Below are 16,770 nucleotides of genomic sequence, written 5' to 3'. Positions count from 1 at the left end.
GAAAGAGACGTTTCATGCGAGGCGGATTAAGCCTTCCCGACGAGGCATTTGTACGTGGATTGTGCCCCCGTTCGGAGTGATTGGCAGACCCAAGAAGTAACGCGAATCCGTCAGGAATGCGAGGATCGGACGGGAGCCGTTTGTGAACTCCAAGTGAATCAGCAACCCTGCTTCGTTTCCCGTAGCCGAGAAAAATGTCACATCGTCACAGTGCAACGAGCCGTCGCGGATGAAGACGTTCATCGCGTTCGCCGTCGCCGAGACGAAGGACTGCGGAACGTCCTCGAAGTACACCTTGCATCCGAGGTTCATGTGTTGGTTAAGGTGTATCCCTTCCACCCGCATGTCCACATCACACAGCGAGATTCCCACCTTCCGCACCTCGACACCGAAGCTCAGCAGTTCGCGAATTGAATGCGGGTACCAAGTCCGCACAGGCGCGGATTGGTCCCGCGCGATAGCCTTGATTACGGCGACTGCGCACAGCGTTTCATAAAAGGCTCGTCGATTCATTCATCACCGCCTATAAAAACTTCAGCTCCCCCGTCGAGTGGTTTGTCACATCCACGCGAAACCCGCGCATCACGCCATCGCAGAACGCGAGGATGCGCTCTTCGCTGGCGCGCATTGCGTCCCACTCGCCCGCGTAATCCGGGCCTTCGCCGCGCGTGGGTGAGTGGAAGCTCACCTGGCCATTCGGCAGATCCACGTACAGCACCCACGGGTTCGTTAGCGCGAGCGGATCGCGTTTCCAGCCGTATGCGATGCCGAGCGCGTCGCCGTGTTCTTCGAGCGCCTTGACCAGGTTCCCCATCGACCAGGCCTTGCGGTCGTAGGCCATGTCGCGATACGAGCCCACGCCGCGAACGCCGCCTCGATATTTCTTCGCGCGCGTCGAGCACTTTTGCGCGCGAAACAGGTTCACCGCGACGATGCCTGGAGCGCCGTGCTGTTCGAGCGCGGCGTAGTAGGCGCGGGTGATCGCGCCTTCGCTGCCCGTGAACACGTCGAGGGCTTTCATCGCGCAGCCATCGCCGCGCGCGTGGGACGCGGCAAACGCCAGTCTGAGCGGAACATCGCGTTGCACGGGCCGAGCGGATGTGAGCGCCCGCAATCGCCGCACGGCACGTAGCGCTGGGCGTAATCCCAGTGCACGATCTGGCCGTGGAAGGGCTTCGCGTCGATCTTGTGTGTGAATTGCCAGAAGCGCATCATCAGGCTGAACGCGCCGTGCGGCTTCGATGCCATCGGATGGCGAAACCCGTCGCGCCACGCGAACATATCCGCCTCTTCGTTAGTCAGAGCACAATCCCCAATGACAATCATTGGTCCGTAGTGCGGCAACACTTGGATGAGTATCTCTTCCACACGCACCACCGGTGCGCGAAACAAAAGCCTCATCCCCTTCTGTCTCACCTTGGCGAACAAGTCGGCACGCATATCAGCGCGCCAGCGCTCACCGGCGCGAATGGTGTGCGTCTTCGAGCCGTCGAGAACGTAAGGGATAAATCGGTCTTTGAAGCCGAGGATCATCTCAAAAACTCCCCGCCTTCATCACGCCATTCGCCCCCACCTGCCACGTCACCGCGCCCGCCGTCTCCTGCTTCACAATCCACGTCACTGCGTCGGCACCCACGTTGAAGCTGCCCACGATGCCCGACGTTGCGCCCACGGCTGGCGTCGCGTCCTGCTTGAGTGTCGCGCCCCCTGGCGCCGAACACGTCATCGAGAACGCGGGCGGCGCGGGGTTTGAAAGCGTGCAGGTGATCGGGCCTGCGATAGCCGTCACGGTGTTTGTCACCGTGACGCTGCCCGGTTGCTGCGCGGTGCTGATGGGGATCATCAGGAGCGCGGCGAGTGTGCCGCCGATGATTGCGATAAGCACGATGGCGTAGTTGTTCACGCCTGCACCTCCTGTGCGTTGATCTCCTCCAACACACCCATCCCCACCAGCTCGTAGAAGTGCTCGCGCGATTCTACTAGATCGCTATCCCGCACGCGGCCTTCGCAGAGCGGCGCGTAATTCGTGTAGCGATAGACGCGCCCTTCAAACCGGCACGTCATTCCCCTGTGCACGAGGAACGGCAGCGTCGCCGACTCGAACGGCTCCGAACGCGTCCGCACCGCGTGCGGCCGGTGATCGAGATCGGGCTTCGCGCAGGCGTGCGGGACGTGTGCCTCGATGGGCGCGCCGCACATCGGGCAGGAGCCAGCGGCGCCGGACAAGGTTTCGTAGTGGCCGTAGCGGACCCGGCCTGGCCGGGTGGTGACGAGCGCGGCTGCTGTGGCTGCCATTGCCTTACCTCGCCTCCTGCAATTTGAACGGTCGCGCAACGCGTTCCTCGACGCGCCCGCCGTGCTTTTCCGCGTAGCGCCGCGCCGCCTCTTCGACGTGGAACGGCATCTCCGTTCGCCCGTCCACACTCACCACGCGCCAGCGTTTCGCGCTCGGCTCCACGGCGGCCTTGAAGTGCCACTTGCCATTGCGGAACATGCTCACGGCCTCACCCCTTCCTCAATTTCCCGGCTCAGCCACGCCTGTCCCACGTTCGCGGCCCGCGTCCGCCGCGCGTTCGCGTGGTGGAAATGCGTATCGTGTTTCAGGTGGCAGTGCTGGCACAGCGCGGCCAGGTTCGCGTCCGCGTTGTTGCGCGGATCGTGATCGAGATGCGCGATGGTGATCACGCACCGGATCACGTACACGGTGCGCCCGGTGATGCCGGGATAGTTGAACCCGTTCGCCTCGCCCGCGTCGTTGCGCCAGCTACTCAGCGCGTCGTCGTACCAGATGCCGCCGCGCGTGACGCGCAGCTTCGCGGCGTGCGGCTTGCCGCAGCGCTCGCAGGCGTGGCCTGCGCGGGCCAGGATGCGCGCGCGGATCGCCGCCCAGGCGGGGCCGCGGTACAGGTGGCGAAGCTCGGGGCGGATGGGCATTGCCTCACAGCACCATGCGCATCGGAATTGCGCGCGCCAGATCCGCCGATGGTGGCCGAGTCTCGCGCAGGTCGCGCTCGAATTCTGCGGCATCGTGTTGTGCGTTCACGGCAATGCGCGTGATGTACGCGTGGCAGGGGATGCCGCTTTCCGTGGTGCCTTCCCACACGCGGGCCGGTACTTCCTCGCCATTCACGACGAGAAAGGTGATTTTACTGGTGCTTTCCAGCATTACCTTCACAGGGTTAAACTCCTTTCCAATCTCGGCATCACGCGGCCACCTTGCGCGTCGCGAGGTGCTGCTGCGCGGCGAACAGCACGCGCTGGTAGCGTTCTGGCTTGCGCGCCGCGTAAACGTGCCCGTCGGGCAGCTCGACGCGGAGGTGGCCCGCGTCGCACCACACGCCCGCGAGCTGGCCCGCGCGGCGCAGCGCGAGCAGCTCGCGGATGATCGCGATTTCGCGGGGGTTCATCGCCCGCCCCCGATCAGCGCCGCCTGGCGCTGCCAGCAGTCCATGCAGTAATGAACGTCATCGCCAACTTCGCGGGCGTGGCACTCGCACACTGGCTGATCGCATCTGCCGCGGCGGAAGATGGGGCAAGTCAGAGTGGAGTTGAAGAAGCGGAAAGGGCGAACGATTCTACCCTTGCCGATGTCGAGACAGAAGCACAGGCCATAATCTTCGGCCTCGATGTTCACTACTTTTGCGGGCTGGCTCGGCAAATACATCCATACGTCTCCAATCCGCACATCGTGCCATTGCGTAGCCTCTACGCGTTCCACTTCCTTCCAGTCGCAAAGATAGAGTCCTGTCTCGCTACAGAACTTGCAGGGCTTCGGCGGGTCGAACGCTTTGCCGCAGGTGATAACTTGCGCGCCCTTCCATGGGCCGGATTGCGGGATTTCAATGTGGCAACCCATCACGCCACTACCTTTCGCGCTGCCTGGATCGCATTGTTGAGGCGCTCCAGATCATCGCCGTTTTCAATCGCGGCGAGGACGTTGCGCAAGGCGCGCTCGACAAGGATGAGGCGATGGATGATGTAGAAGTGAAGAGCGACAAGCGCGACGAAAACGACGATGTTTATGACCGCGCTCACCGACATATCTTGCCTCCGGTGATCATGTCGAGGAACCAGTACTTTTCCACCTTCGCCAGGTCGTACTCATCCGGGTAGGCGAGCGCGAAGCGCTGCACGTCCTCATGGCGGATCAGCCACGTGTCGCCGCCTTGCGCCTCGCCGCGCTCGGTCCCTCGTTTCTCCGCGCGCAGCGCCTTCGAGTTGATCCAGCGCAGCACCACGTGAGCATCGCAGCCGAACGCGTTCGCGAGTTTCGTCGCGCTGTACCAGTCGCCATTGCTCTTGATCCGCATGCGCTTGCATTTCAGGTGCACGGCTGTGGCGGAGCGGATGAATCCGTGAGCCCGCAGCTTCTCCGCGAGCTTCGCATCTGAGAGGTAGCCGTACTGCTGAAGCACTGAAACCTCGCGCTCTGTCCAGGGCGCTTCCTTCGTTTGCGCCAGGCCGAGCTGCCGGGCGCGCCTCAGCACGGCGTGGCGAGGCCAGCCGATGCGACGCGCGGCGAGCGTGATCGCCTTGCGGTTGTTGAACTCGCGGAATTTTTTATACGCCGCAGTAATTTCCTCGTCGATCTGCGTGCTGGGAACGTGGACGAGACGGCGCTTGCGATGCGCCGGGCGGCAGCGTGTGCACCATTGCGCGTATGGCTGATCGAGAGGCGCGTCGCAGTCGAGACACGCCCGAAAGGTGGCGGCGGGGAAGGCCAACGCTGAGGCGCTCATCCCGGCAACCTCGCGCCGCGATCAAACAGCGCAGCCTGGCGCGGCGGCGTGTGTGGCGCGGCCACGGTGACGCTTATAACGTAAATCGCGCACTCAACGCACAGGCCTGGGATCACCCATGCCGTCACCCGGCGATTGTCGTTGCCACAGCAGGCGCAGGTGAGGCTTTGCTCGCGATACAGATCGCGCCCGTCCTGTGGCGTGGGCGCGAGCGTGAGGATGAGCGTGGTGGGGCGGATGTTCACGCAAGTTCCTCCACGGCTTTTCCACTCGCTGCAAACATCGCCTGGGCGCGAAGAATCAGCCCCCCGTATTCTTCGATTTGCTCTGCGGTATAACCCTCCATCTTGCCGACGCTCTTGTAGACCTCTAGCCAGTTTCCATACGAGCGTTCCTGACAACCAATGCGGACGCGATCAGAGTAGGCGGTGATGACGTGCCGCGATCCGACAAGCGTGATCGCAACGCGATCAATCTTGGTGGTGTCTGAAGTTTTCGCGCCTTCGAGGTTCGCGCCGTAGAGGTTCGCGCGGACGAGGTTCGCGCCTTCGAGGTTCGCGCCTTCGAGGTTCGCGCGGACGAGGTTCGCGCCGTAGAGGTTCGCGCCGTAGAGGTTCGCGCCGTAGAGGTTCGCGCGGACGAGGTTCGCGCCGTAGAGGTTCGCGCCGTAGAGGTTCGCGCCTAGAGGTCGAGGTTTCGCGCCGTAGAGGTTCGCGCCTTCGAGGTTCGCGCCTTCGAGGTTCGCGCCTTCGAGGTTCGCGCCGTAGAGGTTCGCGCCGTAGAGGTTCGCGCCGTAGAGGTCGCCGCTCCGAGCAGCTTCGACGACCGCTTTCGCTATCGTCTCCGCCGTCGCGCTCGAATAGAGGATTGCGCCGGTATACCGGCTCAGGATCTCAATCGCCATGGGCGCATCACCTGCCCTTCCCCACGCGTTGCACGCGGAGGGCGGCAGGCAGGCCCCCGCGGCCTGCTATACCGCCCGCGTTCCGGCGGAGTGCCAGAAGACTTCGCGCCTCTCTCGCAGCGCGCCGAGCTGGAGACGCCTTGCTCCGTGCACAGGCGCTACACAGGTGCGGCGCAACCCAGTGGCAGGGCACGCCGCGATCCATGCACGCGTGCATGTCATCGCACCCGCACTCGCGGCACTGCCACGCGTTCGAGGAGCAGCTCTCAAGGTAGCTCATACGCTTGCCCCTTTCGCGCGAGGGCGGCGCATAAACTCATCGAACGCCGGCGCGAGCGTCTTGAGCGCCTCTACGCGAATGCTGCGGCGGATCGTTTCCGCGAGCTGCGCCTTAGGCCAATAGCGCGTTCCGGCGAATTGTTTGTACACAGCATCTCTGTGCTGCTCGTTCAGCTTCGCCTGCTCATCGGGCGATTGCGCGTTCCACCACGCCTCGAAAAGCTGGTCGCAATGCGCTTCGTAGGCGGCTTCGTCGGCCGCTGCGACGGTGGGGAGTGGTTCAGGCTGCGCGGCTGCGGGCGGCGGGGTGGAGGCGGCGGCAAAGGCCTTGGCACAATCCTGTGCGATGAGGAGGGCACCGCCCCAGGTGCCTTTGCCGCCCGTGAACATGCCGCGCCGCTGGTGGAGGCGGCGAGCATACTGGTCGATCGGGCAGCCGTTCAGGGCGGTGCCGATCGCGCGGAGATCTTCGTCGGTGACAAAGCCGAGGTGCGCGCCGAGGGCGCGATTCACCATTTCGCGCAGCGAATTCAGCTCGCTCGGCGCGTTTTGCGGATCCAAACACCCAGTCATTTGACTGGGTGATTCGACCTTAACTCCTTTGCTTGCATCGGGCACATGTTGCGAAATCGCGCTCTTTTCGCGAATCGCCAACTCGATGGTGTCCGCGCCCGGCTGCTCTCCCGAGATTATACGCGCTTCCACGTCCAGCGGGAAAGCGCTCTCGTTCGCGCAGCGCACGGCGCGGCAGGTGATCGCGGCCGGGATCGCGATCTCGCGCGTCTTGCCGCGGGCAATGCTCACGCTCTGCAGCGGCTTGCGCGGCGCATCGGCGGCGGGCTCTGTCGCCTCCGCTTCCTCGGCGGCGGGCATCTCTTCGACCTTGGGCCGCGGCCGGCACTTCACGTTTTTCCACGCATCCACCAGCAGGTCGTACACCTTGCGCGCGCCGACTTTGCGCTTGGCGATAGCGCCCGCGCGTTCCAGTTCGTCGAGCGCCTCGCCAACGGTAACCGTGTGCATTTTCAGGAGCTTCGCGAGCCGCGATTGCAGCACGTCGCAAAACTCTTCCTCGCCCGCGAGGCAGATCATGAGCCCGGCAAGCGAGTAGGCGGCGGGCGATAGCTCGCGCGCCAACACGGTGAAGTACGTTTCGGGGATGGCGCGCCAGGCGATGTTGCGGCGCGTCCAGGCGGGTAGGCGTCGGACTTTGGGGGCTGGCAGCTCAGCGGCTGCCGTTGTCGCGGCGGAGGCTCTACTCATTGGCAGCCTCCCGCGCGTAAAAGCTCAGTGTTCGCATCAGGACGATTAACCCTCGTCTTCGTTCTTTCCGAAAACGTGGATCGTCGTTGCGTGGGGGGCAACGGGCGAGGCCCGCTTGTCGGATGCACTTTCCTGCGCCATCGCTCGATTCGGAGGGGTGCAAATCCCTTTGGTCCGATTTCAAAACGACAGCCGGAAGAGTCAACGATACTCCCACATGCGCGTAAAACGCAAGAGGGAAGAGAAGGAGAAGGGTCAAGTCAGTTGGGTCGGTTTTCTCTCCGGGAGAACAGACAGACTCTACATGTATAGAGTAATTCTCTACTGAATAATGATGGGACCCAGTGAAATGACTGGGTTTTTCGGGCAAACACACAGTCAAAAGACTATGTTTCGGGATGCAGTCAAAAGGCTGTGTTCGTCGGCTCTGTTGGGGGGTAAAAAAATCTGGAGGGCGGGTGCTTTTGCACGAGCATTCCGCCCCCAGGGTCTCGCGAAGGTCCGGCATGTTCCGGCCCGCTCGCCAGGTCGGGCTTCAGTCACCGGGCGTGCATCCGAAGAAACCCAGTGAACCTCAGCCTAACTTCGCATGGCAGCGGGCGCGGATGCGAGGACTGCGAACAGGCGCTCGCCAGGGTGTGGCGGCGCTCAAGTCACTATTCTACTGCGGAAACGCTTCCACGCTGCCCAAAAACATCAAAGTACCTTTGTGTTCCAAAGGCACGATAACGTTACCCCAATATTTCCCCTAGTTGAAGGGGATGGTGGCCAGGGACGGAATCGAACCGCCGACGCCAGCCTTTTCAGGGCGCGGACTCAGCCGCGAAGTGATCGATAAGTCCATCGATCACGCGGCGCTGGGAGGCTGGGACGAACTGCTGGTAGATGTCGAGGGTGGTACTGGCCCTGGGCGTGGCGCATGAGTCCCTGCGCGTCCTTAACGTCCGCGCCGGCCATTTTGAGCCAGGTGGCGAACGAGCGGCGCAGCACCAGCCAGTTCACCCAGTCGAGGCCGAGCTGGCGCGCGGCGGGCTTGAGGTGCCGCACCAGGACGTTGTTATCGCGCAGCGGCCGCCCGCACGCCGTCCGGAACACGAGCGCGTCCGGAGCGCCGCGCTTGCCCAGGCGGGCCAGCACGGACCGGTTGACCGGGATCGTCGCGGCGCTCGCCTCGGTTTTGGGCTCGCCCCAGTCGCCACGGCAGCAGCGCTCGGCCACGGTGATCGAATCCGCGCCGACGTTGCGCCAGCGCAGCCCGATCAGCTCACTCACCCGCAGCCCGGTCCAGGCGGCGGTGTGCACCATCGTGGCGTAGGGCTCGGCCATCGCGTCGACAATCCCGGCGAGCTGGGCGGGCGTGATCCACGCGCGGTGGCCGCGGCGCAGTTTTGCCCTGGGGTCTCGCCTCGCCGAAGCGCGGGCGCAGGTAGTTCGCGATCACGCCGCGCCTTTTTGTGAAGGCCCCAGCGGCCTAGCGGAAGAACACGAGCACGGCACAGGCGAGGAGCAGAAACAGGAGGATCAGCAGCGAGGCGTCGTCGTTTTTCACGCCGTCTGCCCCATCCTCTGCTCGATGTGCTGAGCAACGAGCGCGAGCATGCGGTCGCGGTCGGCCTGGTCGGCAGCGAGGCGCGAAATCTCGACATCGACCATGCACGAAAGCAGGAACGCGGCCTCGATCACGTTCTCGCGGATCGGGCCATCGAGCGGCGGGGCCATGCTGGCAGCGGCGTGAAGCAGATCCGCGGGCGAGATCCGCGACGGCGTGAGGGGCCGCTGGCACTTCGGACAGAGTTTCATACGATCAATCCTCCGGGGTTCGGTTGCGGGGTTTCAGTTTCCTCCTCGATTGCGAGGATGATGCGGGGGCCGTCGAGCCGCACGACCAGGCGCGGCTGCGCGGAGAGAAACAGCGCGCAGGCCGGGCTTTCGCACCGGCCGGCGGCGAGTGGGGAATCGCACACGAGGCACTTCATGGGCGCTCGCCTTTCACGCGCTCGTAGATCCGCGCGCCGATCGCCCACCCGAAGATGTGTGGGTGCAAGAACGCTGGAGCGGGGAAAGGAACTTTGGAGAACATCCAGTGGATGATGAGCGACTGAATAAGCCGTTTCACAACCCCTCCTTCACGGTGCCGCCCCATTCCTTCTCGCACTGCTGCCAGTGCGAACAGAAGCGGCGAGAGCAGAATTGCGCGTTGCGATTGGGCAACACGTTGCCCGCATCCATCGCTTTGGCCACCGCTGGATAGGTGAGCTGTACGAAGCGGCGATCCTCATCCGTGATGGTGAGTTGCTGCGGTGTGTAGCGCGATGATTTCGAGTTGGCGGTGATGTGATCGAGCTGGACGCGCTCCACGTCGCAGAGGACGGCGTAGGTGGCCATCTGCAAGCGGTGGCGCGGCTTCACATCGCGAAGCGGGTAGGGTGGGTTGCGGCTGGTTTTCGTGTCGCGTGCGACCGCGTCGCTATCGACGATGTCGAGCACGCCAACTACGTTGACGCCGCCGATTTTCGAGGTGACTTTGCGCTCAACGATGACAGGGCTGATCGTACGTAGCGCCTGCGCATGCCAGAGGGACACCATCGAGCGGCCGCGCTCGATCTCTTCGGCGAGCGATTCTTTTTCGCTGAAGCGCGCCTCGGACAGGTGCGCGTGTGCGGCATCTTCGTAGTGATCCCAGAGCAACTCGGAGAGATCCATATTGTGCCCCTGGCGCTTAGCGCGTAGGGCCACGGCAACCGTGGCGTGGACAGCGCTCCCGAGCGCCACGGGGGCGCTCGGAGAGGTGGGGAGCTTTTCTACGTACTCGCAATGCCACGCGTAGGAGCAGCTCAGGAAGGTGTTTACCTGCGACGGGGAAAGGGTGCGTGTCGTCACAGCGCGCCTCCCTTGGACCGCTGAATGAAGATCGTGCTGGCCAGACCGCGATAGTCGTCTGGGCTGAACTCAACCGCGATGCCCTTGGCGGCCGCGTATTCGCGCGCTGCCGCGCAAGCGTCGATAGCTTGGCAGAGCGCGTCACGGATCAGATCTCCGTAAGGCTTCAAAGCGGGTGTGAATGTGGAGGAGGAGGCGGCGGCTTCATCGGCCTTGCGGCGCGCGATGTCATCAGCCAGCTCGCGGGCGCGCTGCTCGGCGTTGATCTCGTCGGCGCTGCGAGCGGGAAAGGGCGAGCGGGCGTTGCGTTGTGTCTGGATGGCGGCGCTCGGGTCAACGATTGTCCACTCGGCCTTTCGCCCTGGCTTGCCGTCCGGCAGGGTAATTCGTACCTCCTTTTTAGTGATGGCGATCATGGTGCCAGCAGTGACGTGGAGCGCGTCAACCATGTCTTTTTGCGAGTCGTCGAGAAACATAGATTTCTCGACGTCGCCTTCGAGGACTGTGTACAGGTAACTCGGGCGGCCGTTCTCGTATCGGCTCGGGTACGGCCCCGCCGGTTTCGGGTTTTGCAAGGTGACGAGCACCGTAGTGTTGAACGGGAATTCGACGCGCGGGCGCATCGGCCGCGTTTCTGATTTGGGAGACGAACTGGCGGCGGCGCTCATGCTGCCACCTCGGCCGCCGCGGGCTCGCTGTAGGGCGCGATGGCGGCGAAATCGGGCGCGAACTCGGGGAAGTGCAGCGTGCAATCCGGATCCTCGGCAGTGCGCGCGCCGCAGGCGTTGCAGACGGTGAGTTCGTCGAGGTATCCGCCTCCCCACAGGGAGGCGAGATCGGGGCTGCCGCAGGAGCGGCAGGTGAACACGTACTCGCCGCTGGGCTCGGCGTTATACTGGGCTTGGTTCGAGCTGCTCGAAGTTGTTTGGACCGAAGGCCTCGGCAAGGTGACGCTTGCCGGGGCCGTTTCGCGTTGTGGGGGGATGCGGGGGAGCATGTTAGTTCACCCCCTGGCCGAACCAGCGGCGCGAGCGGAATACGAGGCGGTTCGCTTCGTCGTAGATGACGGCGCTGTCAAAGCCCTTGCGGCTCAGCGCGGCGGCGCGGGCGGCGGCAACCGTGGGGTAATAACCCACGGTCGGGTTCGGGACGAGGGCGCATTTGAGCACCAGCGTCACGTTGCAGATCGCCGCGTAGCTGGCGGCGTTTTGTGTGTGTTTCATGATTTAAGTATGAGCTTAATCTAGCGTTAGGTCAAGCAAAAAAGACAGGGATTGAAACTTTTTTTACGTAGCGCTAAGATAGGCATGATGCCAATCAAGAAGCGAGCCAAAAAGAACCGGGCGGCGGTGAGTCTAGGGAAGCTGGGAGGCAAGGCGCGAGCGCGGGTTCTCACGCCCGAGGCTTTAAGTGAGATCGGGCGTAAGGGCGGCGCAGTTGGCGGCGCGGCGCGCGCGGCCGCGCTCACACCCGCTCAGCGTTCAGCCGTCGCAAAGAAAGCGGCGGCGGCAAGATGGAGGAAAAAGGGGAAAGCGCAGTCGCCCTAACGATCAGCCGCGTGAATGCCGATCGTACGCGCGGAGGATTTTTCAATCATGATCGCAAGACTGTTTTAATCTCGCGCCGCTTCGGAATTGTCGGCAAAGTCGGCAAACCAGGATTCTGACGTTCTTTAGCTCGGTCTTCGGAGGCGTGCTCATCCTGGGAGCGTTGGGGCAACTGGCCAAGGAACGCGTTGAACAACTGGTAGCGGAGGAGCTGCGCCGCCAAGCGCGGATCGCGCCGCACCCCGCGCAGCTCAGCTTTCCCGACTTCGACCGCCTGCCCACGATCCGGATCGACAGCCACGGCGTGTACGAGGCGTGATCGGCGCGCCGCGGGCCGGCCGCGAACAGGAACCCCGCGAAAAGGGATTGAATTAGACAATACGGGGTAGGATTCGCGTTTTTGGCGAACGAAGAATCAACGAGTTAGGTGCCCAAAAGTGCCTCCAGTTGGACAGAAGGCGAATACTGACCAACTCGTTTTGCGGGGCAAAACCGGGCGCAACTGATTGCCGGATCAGCGGTTTACGAGCCATCGCCCGAGGCCCGCAAGCCCAGCCAACCCGGCGAAAACGCCACTTTCGCCACCCAGCGCATCGTCGGGCGCGAGCCTACTTTTCGCTGTTTTCGACGCGCGCAACTTTACCCCCCATCGCGCCGATACGTACCATTGACGGTCCCAGTACGGTCATGCCACGATTAGCTATCCGTGGCGAACGCTTGTAACCCCAGCCGGGCATACCCGGCTCCCCATCGAGGCAAAGCCGCCCTCCGTGTATTCACTCGCAAATCAGCGCAAAAAAGCAGTAGCATTTCCCGGGGCGGAGCGCCGCCATCTGGAGAGAATGCAAGGCGAGGCGAGGCGCATCCGCCGCCAAACGGTGCGCATCCTGAACCCGATAGCAGGCGGCGTAACGCGGCTCTCGCTCGAAGCCTGCGTGCGCCACGTCGCGCGCGGCGCGGCCGAGTGGGTGACGGCGGCAGGCGGCGAGCGGTGTATCGAGTTCGGCGGCCACCAGCGCGAAAGCGCCGAACGGACGCAACGCGAAATACACAGCACGATTGCGCTCGACGCGCAGATTCGGGAGCTGCCGCTACTGAAGCCGCGCGAAATGCTCGCGCCTGTGGCGCGGCGCTACTTCGGGAGCAAGCGCAGCGTGGATCCGCGTTTCCGCGTTTCCGACGTGAACAAGCCGTACGAACCCCAGCGGTAATCCGTGGCCGACAGAAAATACCTCACCGAGGCGGAGATCGCCTCGCTGCTCCGCGTGATCAAAGCGCCGCGCGATCGCGCGATGTTCACGATCATGTACTGGCGCGGCCTGCGCGCCTCCGAAGCCGGGCGGCTGCGCCTCTCCGACTTCGACGCGAAGAAAGGCCGGCTGCACGTAAAGAGGGTCAAGGGATCGCTCGACGGCTCGTTTCTGCTCTCGCCGCCCGAGCTGCGCGCGCTGCGCGCCTGGCTCGCCGTTCGCGGCGACGCGGCGGGGCCGCTGTTCGTCTCGCGCGAGAAGCGCGGCATTGACCGGCGCACGGTGTACGTCCTGTATCAGCGCTACTGCCGAGAGGCGGGGATACCCCGCCACCTGTGGCACCCGCATTGCCTCAAGCACAGCATTGCTACCCATCTGGTGGGCAAGCTGGGCGTCGCGAAGACGCAGGGTTGGCTGGGCCACAAGGACATCAAGAGCACGATGGTATACGCACAAATCCGCAGCGCGGAGATGGACGCGGCGGCGCGGGAAGTGTACGGGGAGTTGTAGTTTTTACGGCCTCCTAAAAAGAGATGCAGATCGAAACCTGGCACATCGGCAAGGTGAAGCCTTACGTCCGGAACGCGAGGCGTATCCCCGAGAAGGCGATCGCCAAGGTGGCCACGTCGCTGGCTCAGTTCGGCTGGAAGCAGCCGCTGGTAGTGGACCCGCAGGGAGTGGTCATCGTCGGCCACACGCGCCTCGCAGCGGCCAAGAAACTAGGCTGGAACGAGGTGCCCGTCCTGGTCGCCGCCGATCTGTCGCCGGCGCAGGTAAAGGCGTACCGGTTGATGGACAATCGCAGCCACGACGAGACGGCCTGGGATTTGGACATTCTGCCACTCGAGATGGCGGATTTGAAGCTCGAAGGCCTCGATCTGACGCTTACCGGGTTTGACCTGCCGCAAATCGAAGGCTTTCTGCAGGCGGCGTCGACGCCTGGAGCCGACGCGGACGCGGCCGCGCCCGAGCCGCCGGCGAATCCGGTATCGAAACGCGGCGACATCTGGATCCTGGGCGCGCATCGGGTCATGTGCGGCAGTTCGACCGATGAGCTGGACGTACGAGACCTGTTAGCCGGCGCAAAGCCGAATCTCATGGTCACCGACCCGCCCTATGGTGTGGAATACGACCCGAAGTGGCGCGAAGATTACGACCAGTTTAAGCGCCACGCAGTGGGCAAGGTTGCCAACGATGACCGCGCAGACTGGGCCGACGCCTATCGGCTGTTCCCTGGCGACGTGGCGTACGTATGGCACGCTGGCGTTTATGCTGCTGATGTTTCAGCCGGGCTAATCGCAACGTCTTTCGAGATTCGGGCGCAGATCATCTGGCGCAAACAGCACTTCGTTTTCGGGCGCGGCGCGTACCACTGGGGCCATGAGCCATGCTGGTACGCTGTCCGCAAAGGCGGCAAGGCGAACTGGCTCGGCGACCGCAAGCAGACAACCGTGTGGGACGTAGCGAACCTGCACCCGATGGGCGGCAACAAAACGGAAAAGCCCACCGGCCACGGCACACAGAAGCCCGTCGAGCTCATGCGCCGCCCTATTGTGAACCACACCAAGCGCGGCGACGCGGTCTACGATCCGTTCCTCGGCAGCGGCACAACGCTGATTGCCGCCCAGGAACTCGAGCGAATCTGCTACGGGCTCGAAATCGACCCGCGCTACTGCGACGCGATCGTGCAGCGCTGGCAGACGTTCACGGGCAAAACGGCGGGCCTGGCCGAGGACGGACGCACGTTTGACCAGGTCGCCTACGATCGCACGGAAGCGATCGCGGCGTAATGGGCGCGAAGAAACCCGGCAAGGTTGGCAAACCCGGCAAGATCGGGCGACCCAAGCTGAGGATCAGCGTCGACGAGATCGAGAAGTTGGGCGCGCTGAACGCCACCCAGGAAGAGATTGCCGGGTGGTTCGGTTGCAGCCTGGCCACGATCGAAAAGCGGCTGCAGCAGCCGCGTTACCGCGAGGCGTATGAGCGCGGGCGAGCGCGGGGCCGCCTGAGCGTGCGGCGAGAGCAGATTGAGCTGATGAAGAAGGGGAGCGCCACGATGGCGATCTGGCTCGGCAAGCAGCTTCTCGGCCAGCGCGACGTGACCGCGAGCGAGGTGACCGGCGCGGGAGGCGGGCCGCAGGAACACAAAATCGTCGTCGAATATGCCCGAATACCGCCTAAAACTACCAGCGCCACACCAGGCCCAGGAGCGGGTGAGGAATGAGGCGAAGCGATTTAACGTGGTCTGCTGCGGCAGGCGCTGGGGAAAAACAACCGAGGGCATCGACCAACTAATCCCTGTTGTACTCGAAGGCTACCCGGCTGGTTGGTTCGCGCCGACGAACAAGCAGCTCGAACCGGCCTGGCGCGAGATGGTGAACGTTTTAAAGCCGATTACAAAGCGCAAGATGGAAAACCTGCACTCGATCGATCTGATCACCGGTGGCTCGGTCGAGATGTGGTCGATGGATAAGACGGACGTAGCGCGCGGACGCAAATACAAGCGCATCGTGGTCGACGAGGCGGCGCACATCGCGAACCTCCGCGATGCCTGGCAGCTTGTGATTCGCGCCACGCTGACGGATTATCAGGGCGACGCGTGGATGTTCTCGACGCCGCGTGGCATGAACTACTTCAAGACGCTGTGGGATCGCGGCCAGGACCCGCTGTACCCGGCGTGGGCAAGCTGGCAAATGCCCACCTCGACGAACCCCTACATCGTGCCGGGGGAAATTGAGGAAGCGCGCAAGGATATGCACGAATTGGCGTTCAGCCAGGAGTATCTGGCACAGTTCGTGAATTTCGAGGGCAGCGTCTTCCGCCATGTGCAGGAAGCGGCAACGGCGGCCTGGCTTGACGAGCCCGAGGAAGGCGCAGCGTACATTTTCGGTATCGACTGGGGCCGCTCGCTGGATTACACGGTAGTGATGGTTGTGGATCCGCGGTTGCGCACGCAGGTGCACATGCAGCGATGGTCGAGCGTGGACTATGCGGTGCAGCGCCAGCGAATCCAGGAGATGTACAAGACATGGCGTCCCGCACTTGTGCTGGCTGAATCGAACTCGATGGGCCAACCCATCATCGAGCAGCTTTACCGCGATGGCGTGCCGGTGCGAGCGTTTTTCACGACGAACGCCAGCAAGACACTGGCAATCGAAGGCCTGAGCCTTGCGTTTGAGCGCGGCGATATCCGCATCACGCCGGACCCGCAGTTACTTGCCGAGCTGCAATCGTTCGCATCGTCGAAGCTGCCGAGCGGGCTAACGCGCTACGAAGCGCCCAGCGGGCAACACGACGACTGCGTGATGGCGCTGGCGATTGCCTGGAGCGCCATTGACTCGTACGGGCCGCGCGAGCAGGTGGTGACGTACGAGGACCGCGAAGCCATCTCGCCCTACTGAGACGCATTGAGACGTATCGAGCCGTATCGGAGAACCCCACATGATCGAAAGCATCAAGCGCACAATGCGCACCGTAAGCCGTGAAATCGAGCAAAGGCTGAAGCTCGGCAAGAACGCGAAGCCCTACCACCTGTGGGCCAGCGTGACAAAGCGCCCAGCCGCGCCGCCTGTGGCCACGCGGCAGTGCAGGCGCAACCTGCTGTTTCGCGCCGCGTTCGACACGTTCACGCGAACGTACGCGGGCGAGGGCCGGACCCAGCGCCGCGCCATGGCGCGGGCGTGGGCGAAAAACCGCTGGCGCGAGCAGGTGGCCGCGTGACGAAGAATGAAAAGCGCGCGGCAATCGACGCCTACGGGGCGCTGCACAAACAGCAGAAAGAGATCGAGGCGCACCTGGCGATTCTGAAGGGCCAGGTGATGGGGATGCTGCCCTCGGATCACCCGGCGGGCGAGGCATATCTGCTTGAAGGCGACGAGTACTCGATCATTATCAAGGCGGCGGAATGG

General features: G+C 63.5%; 30 protein-coding genes and 1 tRNA gene. 8 read left to right on the top strand and 23 right to left on the bottom strand.

Annotated features, from left to right (window positions below; all coding sequences use genetic code 11):
- Positions 1-12 precede the first annotated feature (12 nt).
- The 23 genes from IPK75_18270 to IPK75_18160 form a co-directional block, all read right to left on the bottom strand.
- A complete protein-coding gene (locus IPK75_18270; protein ID MBK8200296.1) occupies positions 13-513 on the bottom strand; it encodes a hypothetical protein in 501 nt (166 codons plus the stop codon).
- Between the two features lie 10 nt (positions 514-523).
- Positions 524-1,021 carry a hypothetical protein gene (locus IPK75_18265; GenBank protein ID MBK8200295.1) on the bottom strand — a complete coding sequence of 166 codons (498 nt, stop codon included), beginning with the start codon at positions 1,019-1,021 and terminating at the stop codon, positions 524-526.
- Positions 1,018-1,533 carry a hypothetical protein gene (locus IPK75_18260; GenBank protein ID MBK8200294.1) on the bottom strand — a complete coding sequence of 172 codons (516 nt, stop codon included), beginning with the start codon at positions 1,531-1,533 and terminating at the stop codon, positions 1,018-1,020. The genes IPK75_18265 and IPK75_18260 overlap by 4 nt, the downstream gene beginning before the upstream one ends.
- A 1-nt stretch (position 1,534) precedes the next feature.
- Positions 1,535-1,903, bottom strand: a complete 369-nt coding sequence (locus IPK75_18255) for a hypothetical protein (GenBank protein MBK8200293.1) — start codon at positions 1,901-1,903, stop codon at positions 1,535-1,537.
- Entirely contained in the window at positions 1,900-2,295 is a 396-nt protein-coding gene (locus IPK75_18250; GenBank protein MBK8200292.1) for a hypothetical protein, read from the bottom strand. The genes IPK75_18255 and IPK75_18250 overlap by 4 nt, the downstream gene beginning before the upstream one ends.
- Positions 2,296-2,299: 4 nt before the next feature.
- Complete coding sequence (locus tag IPK75_18245) at positions 2,300-2,500, bottom strand: hypothetical protein (protein ID MBK8200291.1); 201 nt, start codon at positions 2,498-2,500, stop codon at positions 2,300-2,302.
- A complete protein-coding gene (locus IPK75_18240; GenBank protein MBK8200290.1) occupies positions 2,497-2,934 on the bottom strand; it encodes a hypothetical protein in 438 nt (145 codons plus the stop codon). Before IPK75_18240 ends, IPK75_18245 begins: the two co-directional genes overlap by 4 nt.
- Positions 2,935-2,938: 4 nt before the next feature.
- Positions 2,939-3,175: a hypothetical protein gene (locus IPK75_18235; protein MBK8200289.1), complete on the bottom strand. Its 237-nt coding sequence runs from the start codon at positions 3,173-3,175 to the stop codon at positions 2,939-2,941.
- Between the two features lie 28 nt (positions 3,176-3,203).
- The gene (locus IPK75_18230) at positions 3,204-3,407 is read right to left on the bottom strand and encodes a hypothetical protein (protein ID MBK8200288.1); all 204 of its coding nucleotides are present in this window, start codon (positions 3,405-3,407) and stop codon (positions 3,204-3,206) included.
- Positions 3,404-3,856 (bottom strand): hypothetical protein, encoded by a 453-nt coding sequence (locus IPK75_18225; protein MBK8200287.1) that lies wholly within the window; start codon positions 3,854-3,856, stop codon positions 3,404-3,406. The genes IPK75_18230 and IPK75_18225 overlap by 4 nt, the downstream gene beginning before the upstream one ends.
- On the bottom strand, positions 3,856-4,035 hold the full coding sequence (locus IPK75_18220; GenBank protein ID MBK8200286.1) for a hypothetical protein: 180 nt from the start codon (positions 4,033-4,035) through the stop codon (positions 3,856-3,858). Before IPK75_18220 ends, IPK75_18225 begins: the two co-directional genes overlap by 1 nt.
- On the bottom strand, positions 4,032-4,739 hold the full coding sequence (locus tag IPK75_18215; protein ID MBK8200285.1) for a hypothetical protein: 708 nt from the start codon (positions 4,737-4,739) through the stop codon (positions 4,032-4,034). The genes IPK75_18220 and IPK75_18215 overlap by 4 nt, the downstream gene beginning before the upstream one ends.
- Positions 4,736-4,984, bottom strand: coding sequence for a hypothetical protein (locus IPK75_18210; protein MBK8200284.1), 249 nt, complete (start codon positions 4,982-4,984; stop codon positions 4,736-4,738). Before IPK75_18210 ends, IPK75_18215 begins: the two co-directional genes overlap by 4 nt.
- Entirely contained in the window at positions 4,981-5,643 is a 663-nt protein-coding gene (locus IPK75_18205; protein ID MBK8200283.1) for a pentapeptide repeat-containing protein, read from the bottom strand. Before IPK75_18205 ends, IPK75_18210 begins: the two co-directional genes overlap by 4 nt.
- A 276-nt stretch (positions 5,644-5,919) precedes the next feature.
- Complete coding sequence (locus IPK75_18200) at positions 5,920-7,185, bottom strand: hypothetical protein (protein ID MBK8200282.1); 1,266 nt, start codon at positions 7,183-7,185, stop codon at positions 5,920-5,922.
- Positions 7,186-7,947: 762 nt separating this feature from the next.
- Positions 7,948-8,015, bottom strand: a tRNA-Phe gene (locus IPK75_18195).
- Positions 8,002-8,511: a tyrosine-type recombinase/integrase gene (locus IPK75_18190; GenBank protein ID MBK8200281.1), complete on the bottom strand. Its 510-nt coding sequence runs from the start codon at positions 8,509-8,511 to the stop codon at positions 8,002-8,004. The genes IPK75_18195 and IPK75_18190 overlap by 14 nt, the downstream gene beginning before the upstream one ends.
- Positions 8,512-8,730: 219 nt before the next feature.
- Positions 8,731-8,985 carry a hypothetical protein gene (locus IPK75_18185; GenBank protein MBK8200280.1) on the bottom strand — a complete coding sequence of 85 codons (255 nt, stop codon included), beginning with the start codon at positions 8,983-8,985 and terminating at the stop codon, positions 8,731-8,733.
- Positions 8,982-9,161, bottom strand: a complete 180-nt coding sequence (locus IPK75_18180; protein MBK8200279.1) for a hypothetical protein — start codon at positions 9,159-9,161, stop codon at positions 8,982-8,984. Before IPK75_18180 ends, IPK75_18185 begins: the two co-directional genes overlap by 4 nt.
- Positions 9,162-9,297: 136 nt before the next feature.
- Positions 9,298-10,065 (bottom strand): PD-(D/E)XK nuclease family protein, encoded by a 768-nt coding sequence (locus tag IPK75_18175; GenBank protein MBK8200278.1) that lies wholly within the window; start codon positions 10,063-10,065, stop codon positions 9,298-9,300.
- Complete coding sequence (locus IPK75_18170) at positions 10,062-10,733, bottom strand: hypothetical protein (protein MBK8200277.1); 672 nt, start codon at positions 10,731-10,733, stop codon at positions 10,062-10,064. Before IPK75_18170 ends, IPK75_18175 begins: the two co-directional genes overlap by 4 nt.
- Complete coding sequence (locus tag IPK75_18165) at positions 10,730-11,062, bottom strand: hypothetical protein (GenBank protein ID MBK8200276.1); 333 nt, start codon at positions 11,060-11,062, stop codon at positions 10,730-10,732. The genes IPK75_18170 and IPK75_18165 overlap by 4 nt, the downstream gene beginning before the upstream one ends.
- Before the next feature lies 1 nt (position 11,063).
- Positions 11,064-11,288 (bottom strand): hypothetical protein, encoded by a 225-nt coding sequence (locus IPK75_18160; GenBank protein ID MBK8200275.1) that lies wholly within the window; start codon positions 11,286-11,288, stop codon positions 11,064-11,066.
- 469 nt (positions 11,289-11,757) lie between these two features.
- Here IPK75_18160 and IPK75_18155 point away from each other — a divergent pair, with 469 nt between their 5' ends.
- The 8 genes from IPK75_18155 to IPK75_18120 all read left to right on the top strand — a co-directional run.
- Positions 11,758-11,931, top strand: coding sequence for a hypothetical protein (locus IPK75_18155; GenBank protein MBK8200274.1), 174 nt, complete (start codon positions 11,758-11,760; stop codon positions 11,929-11,931).
- 523 nt (positions 11,932-12,454) lie between these two features.
- On the top strand, positions 12,455-12,823 hold the full coding sequence (locus IPK75_18150) for a hypothetical protein (GenBank protein MBK8200273.1): 369 nt from the start codon (positions 12,455-12,457) through the stop codon (positions 12,821-12,823).
- Positions 12,824-12,826: 3 nt separating this feature from the next.
- On the top strand, positions 12,827-13,372 hold the full coding sequence (locus tag IPK75_18145) for a tyrosine-type recombinase/integrase (protein MBK8200272.1): 546 nt from the start codon (positions 12,827-12,829) through the stop codon (positions 13,370-13,372).
- Between the two features lie 23 nt (positions 13,373-13,395).
- Complete coding sequence (locus tag IPK75_18140; GenBank protein ID MBK8200271.1) at positions 13,396-14,652, top strand: ParB N-terminal domain-containing protein; 1,257 nt, start codon at positions 13,396-13,398, stop codon at positions 14,650-14,652.
- Positions 14,652-15,086, top strand: a complete 435-nt coding sequence (locus IPK75_18135) for a hypothetical protein (GenBank protein MBK8200270.1) — start codon at positions 14,652-14,654, stop codon at positions 15,084-15,086. The genes IPK75_18140 and IPK75_18135 overlap by 1 nt, the downstream gene beginning before the upstream one ends.
- Positions 15,025-16,263, top strand: coding sequence for a hypothetical protein (locus tag IPK75_18130; GenBank protein ID MBK8200269.1), 1,239 nt, complete (start codon positions 15,025-15,027; stop codon positions 16,261-16,263). The genes IPK75_18135 and IPK75_18130 overlap by 62 nt, the downstream gene beginning before the upstream one ends.
- 40 nt (positions 16,264-16,303) lie before the next feature.
- Entirely contained in the window at positions 16,304-16,582 is a 279-nt protein-coding gene (locus tag IPK75_18125; GenBank protein MBK8200268.1) for a hypothetical protein, read from the top strand.
- Positions 16,579-16,770, top strand: a 192-nt coding sequence (locus tag IPK75_18120) for a hypothetical protein (protein ID MBK8200267.1), incomplete at its 3' end; no start/stop codon positions are given. The genes IPK75_18125 and IPK75_18120, both read left to right, overlap by 4 nt.

It is taken from the genome of Acidobacteriota bacterium, assembly GCA_016712445.1.
Taxonomy (GTDB): domain Bacteria; phylum Pseudomonadota; class Alphaproteobacteria; order Caulobacterales; family Hyphomonadaceae; genus Hyphomonas.
The sequence above is the reverse complement of the archived record's forward strand: the minus strand, read 5'-3'. Positions and strand labels throughout refer to the sequence as shown.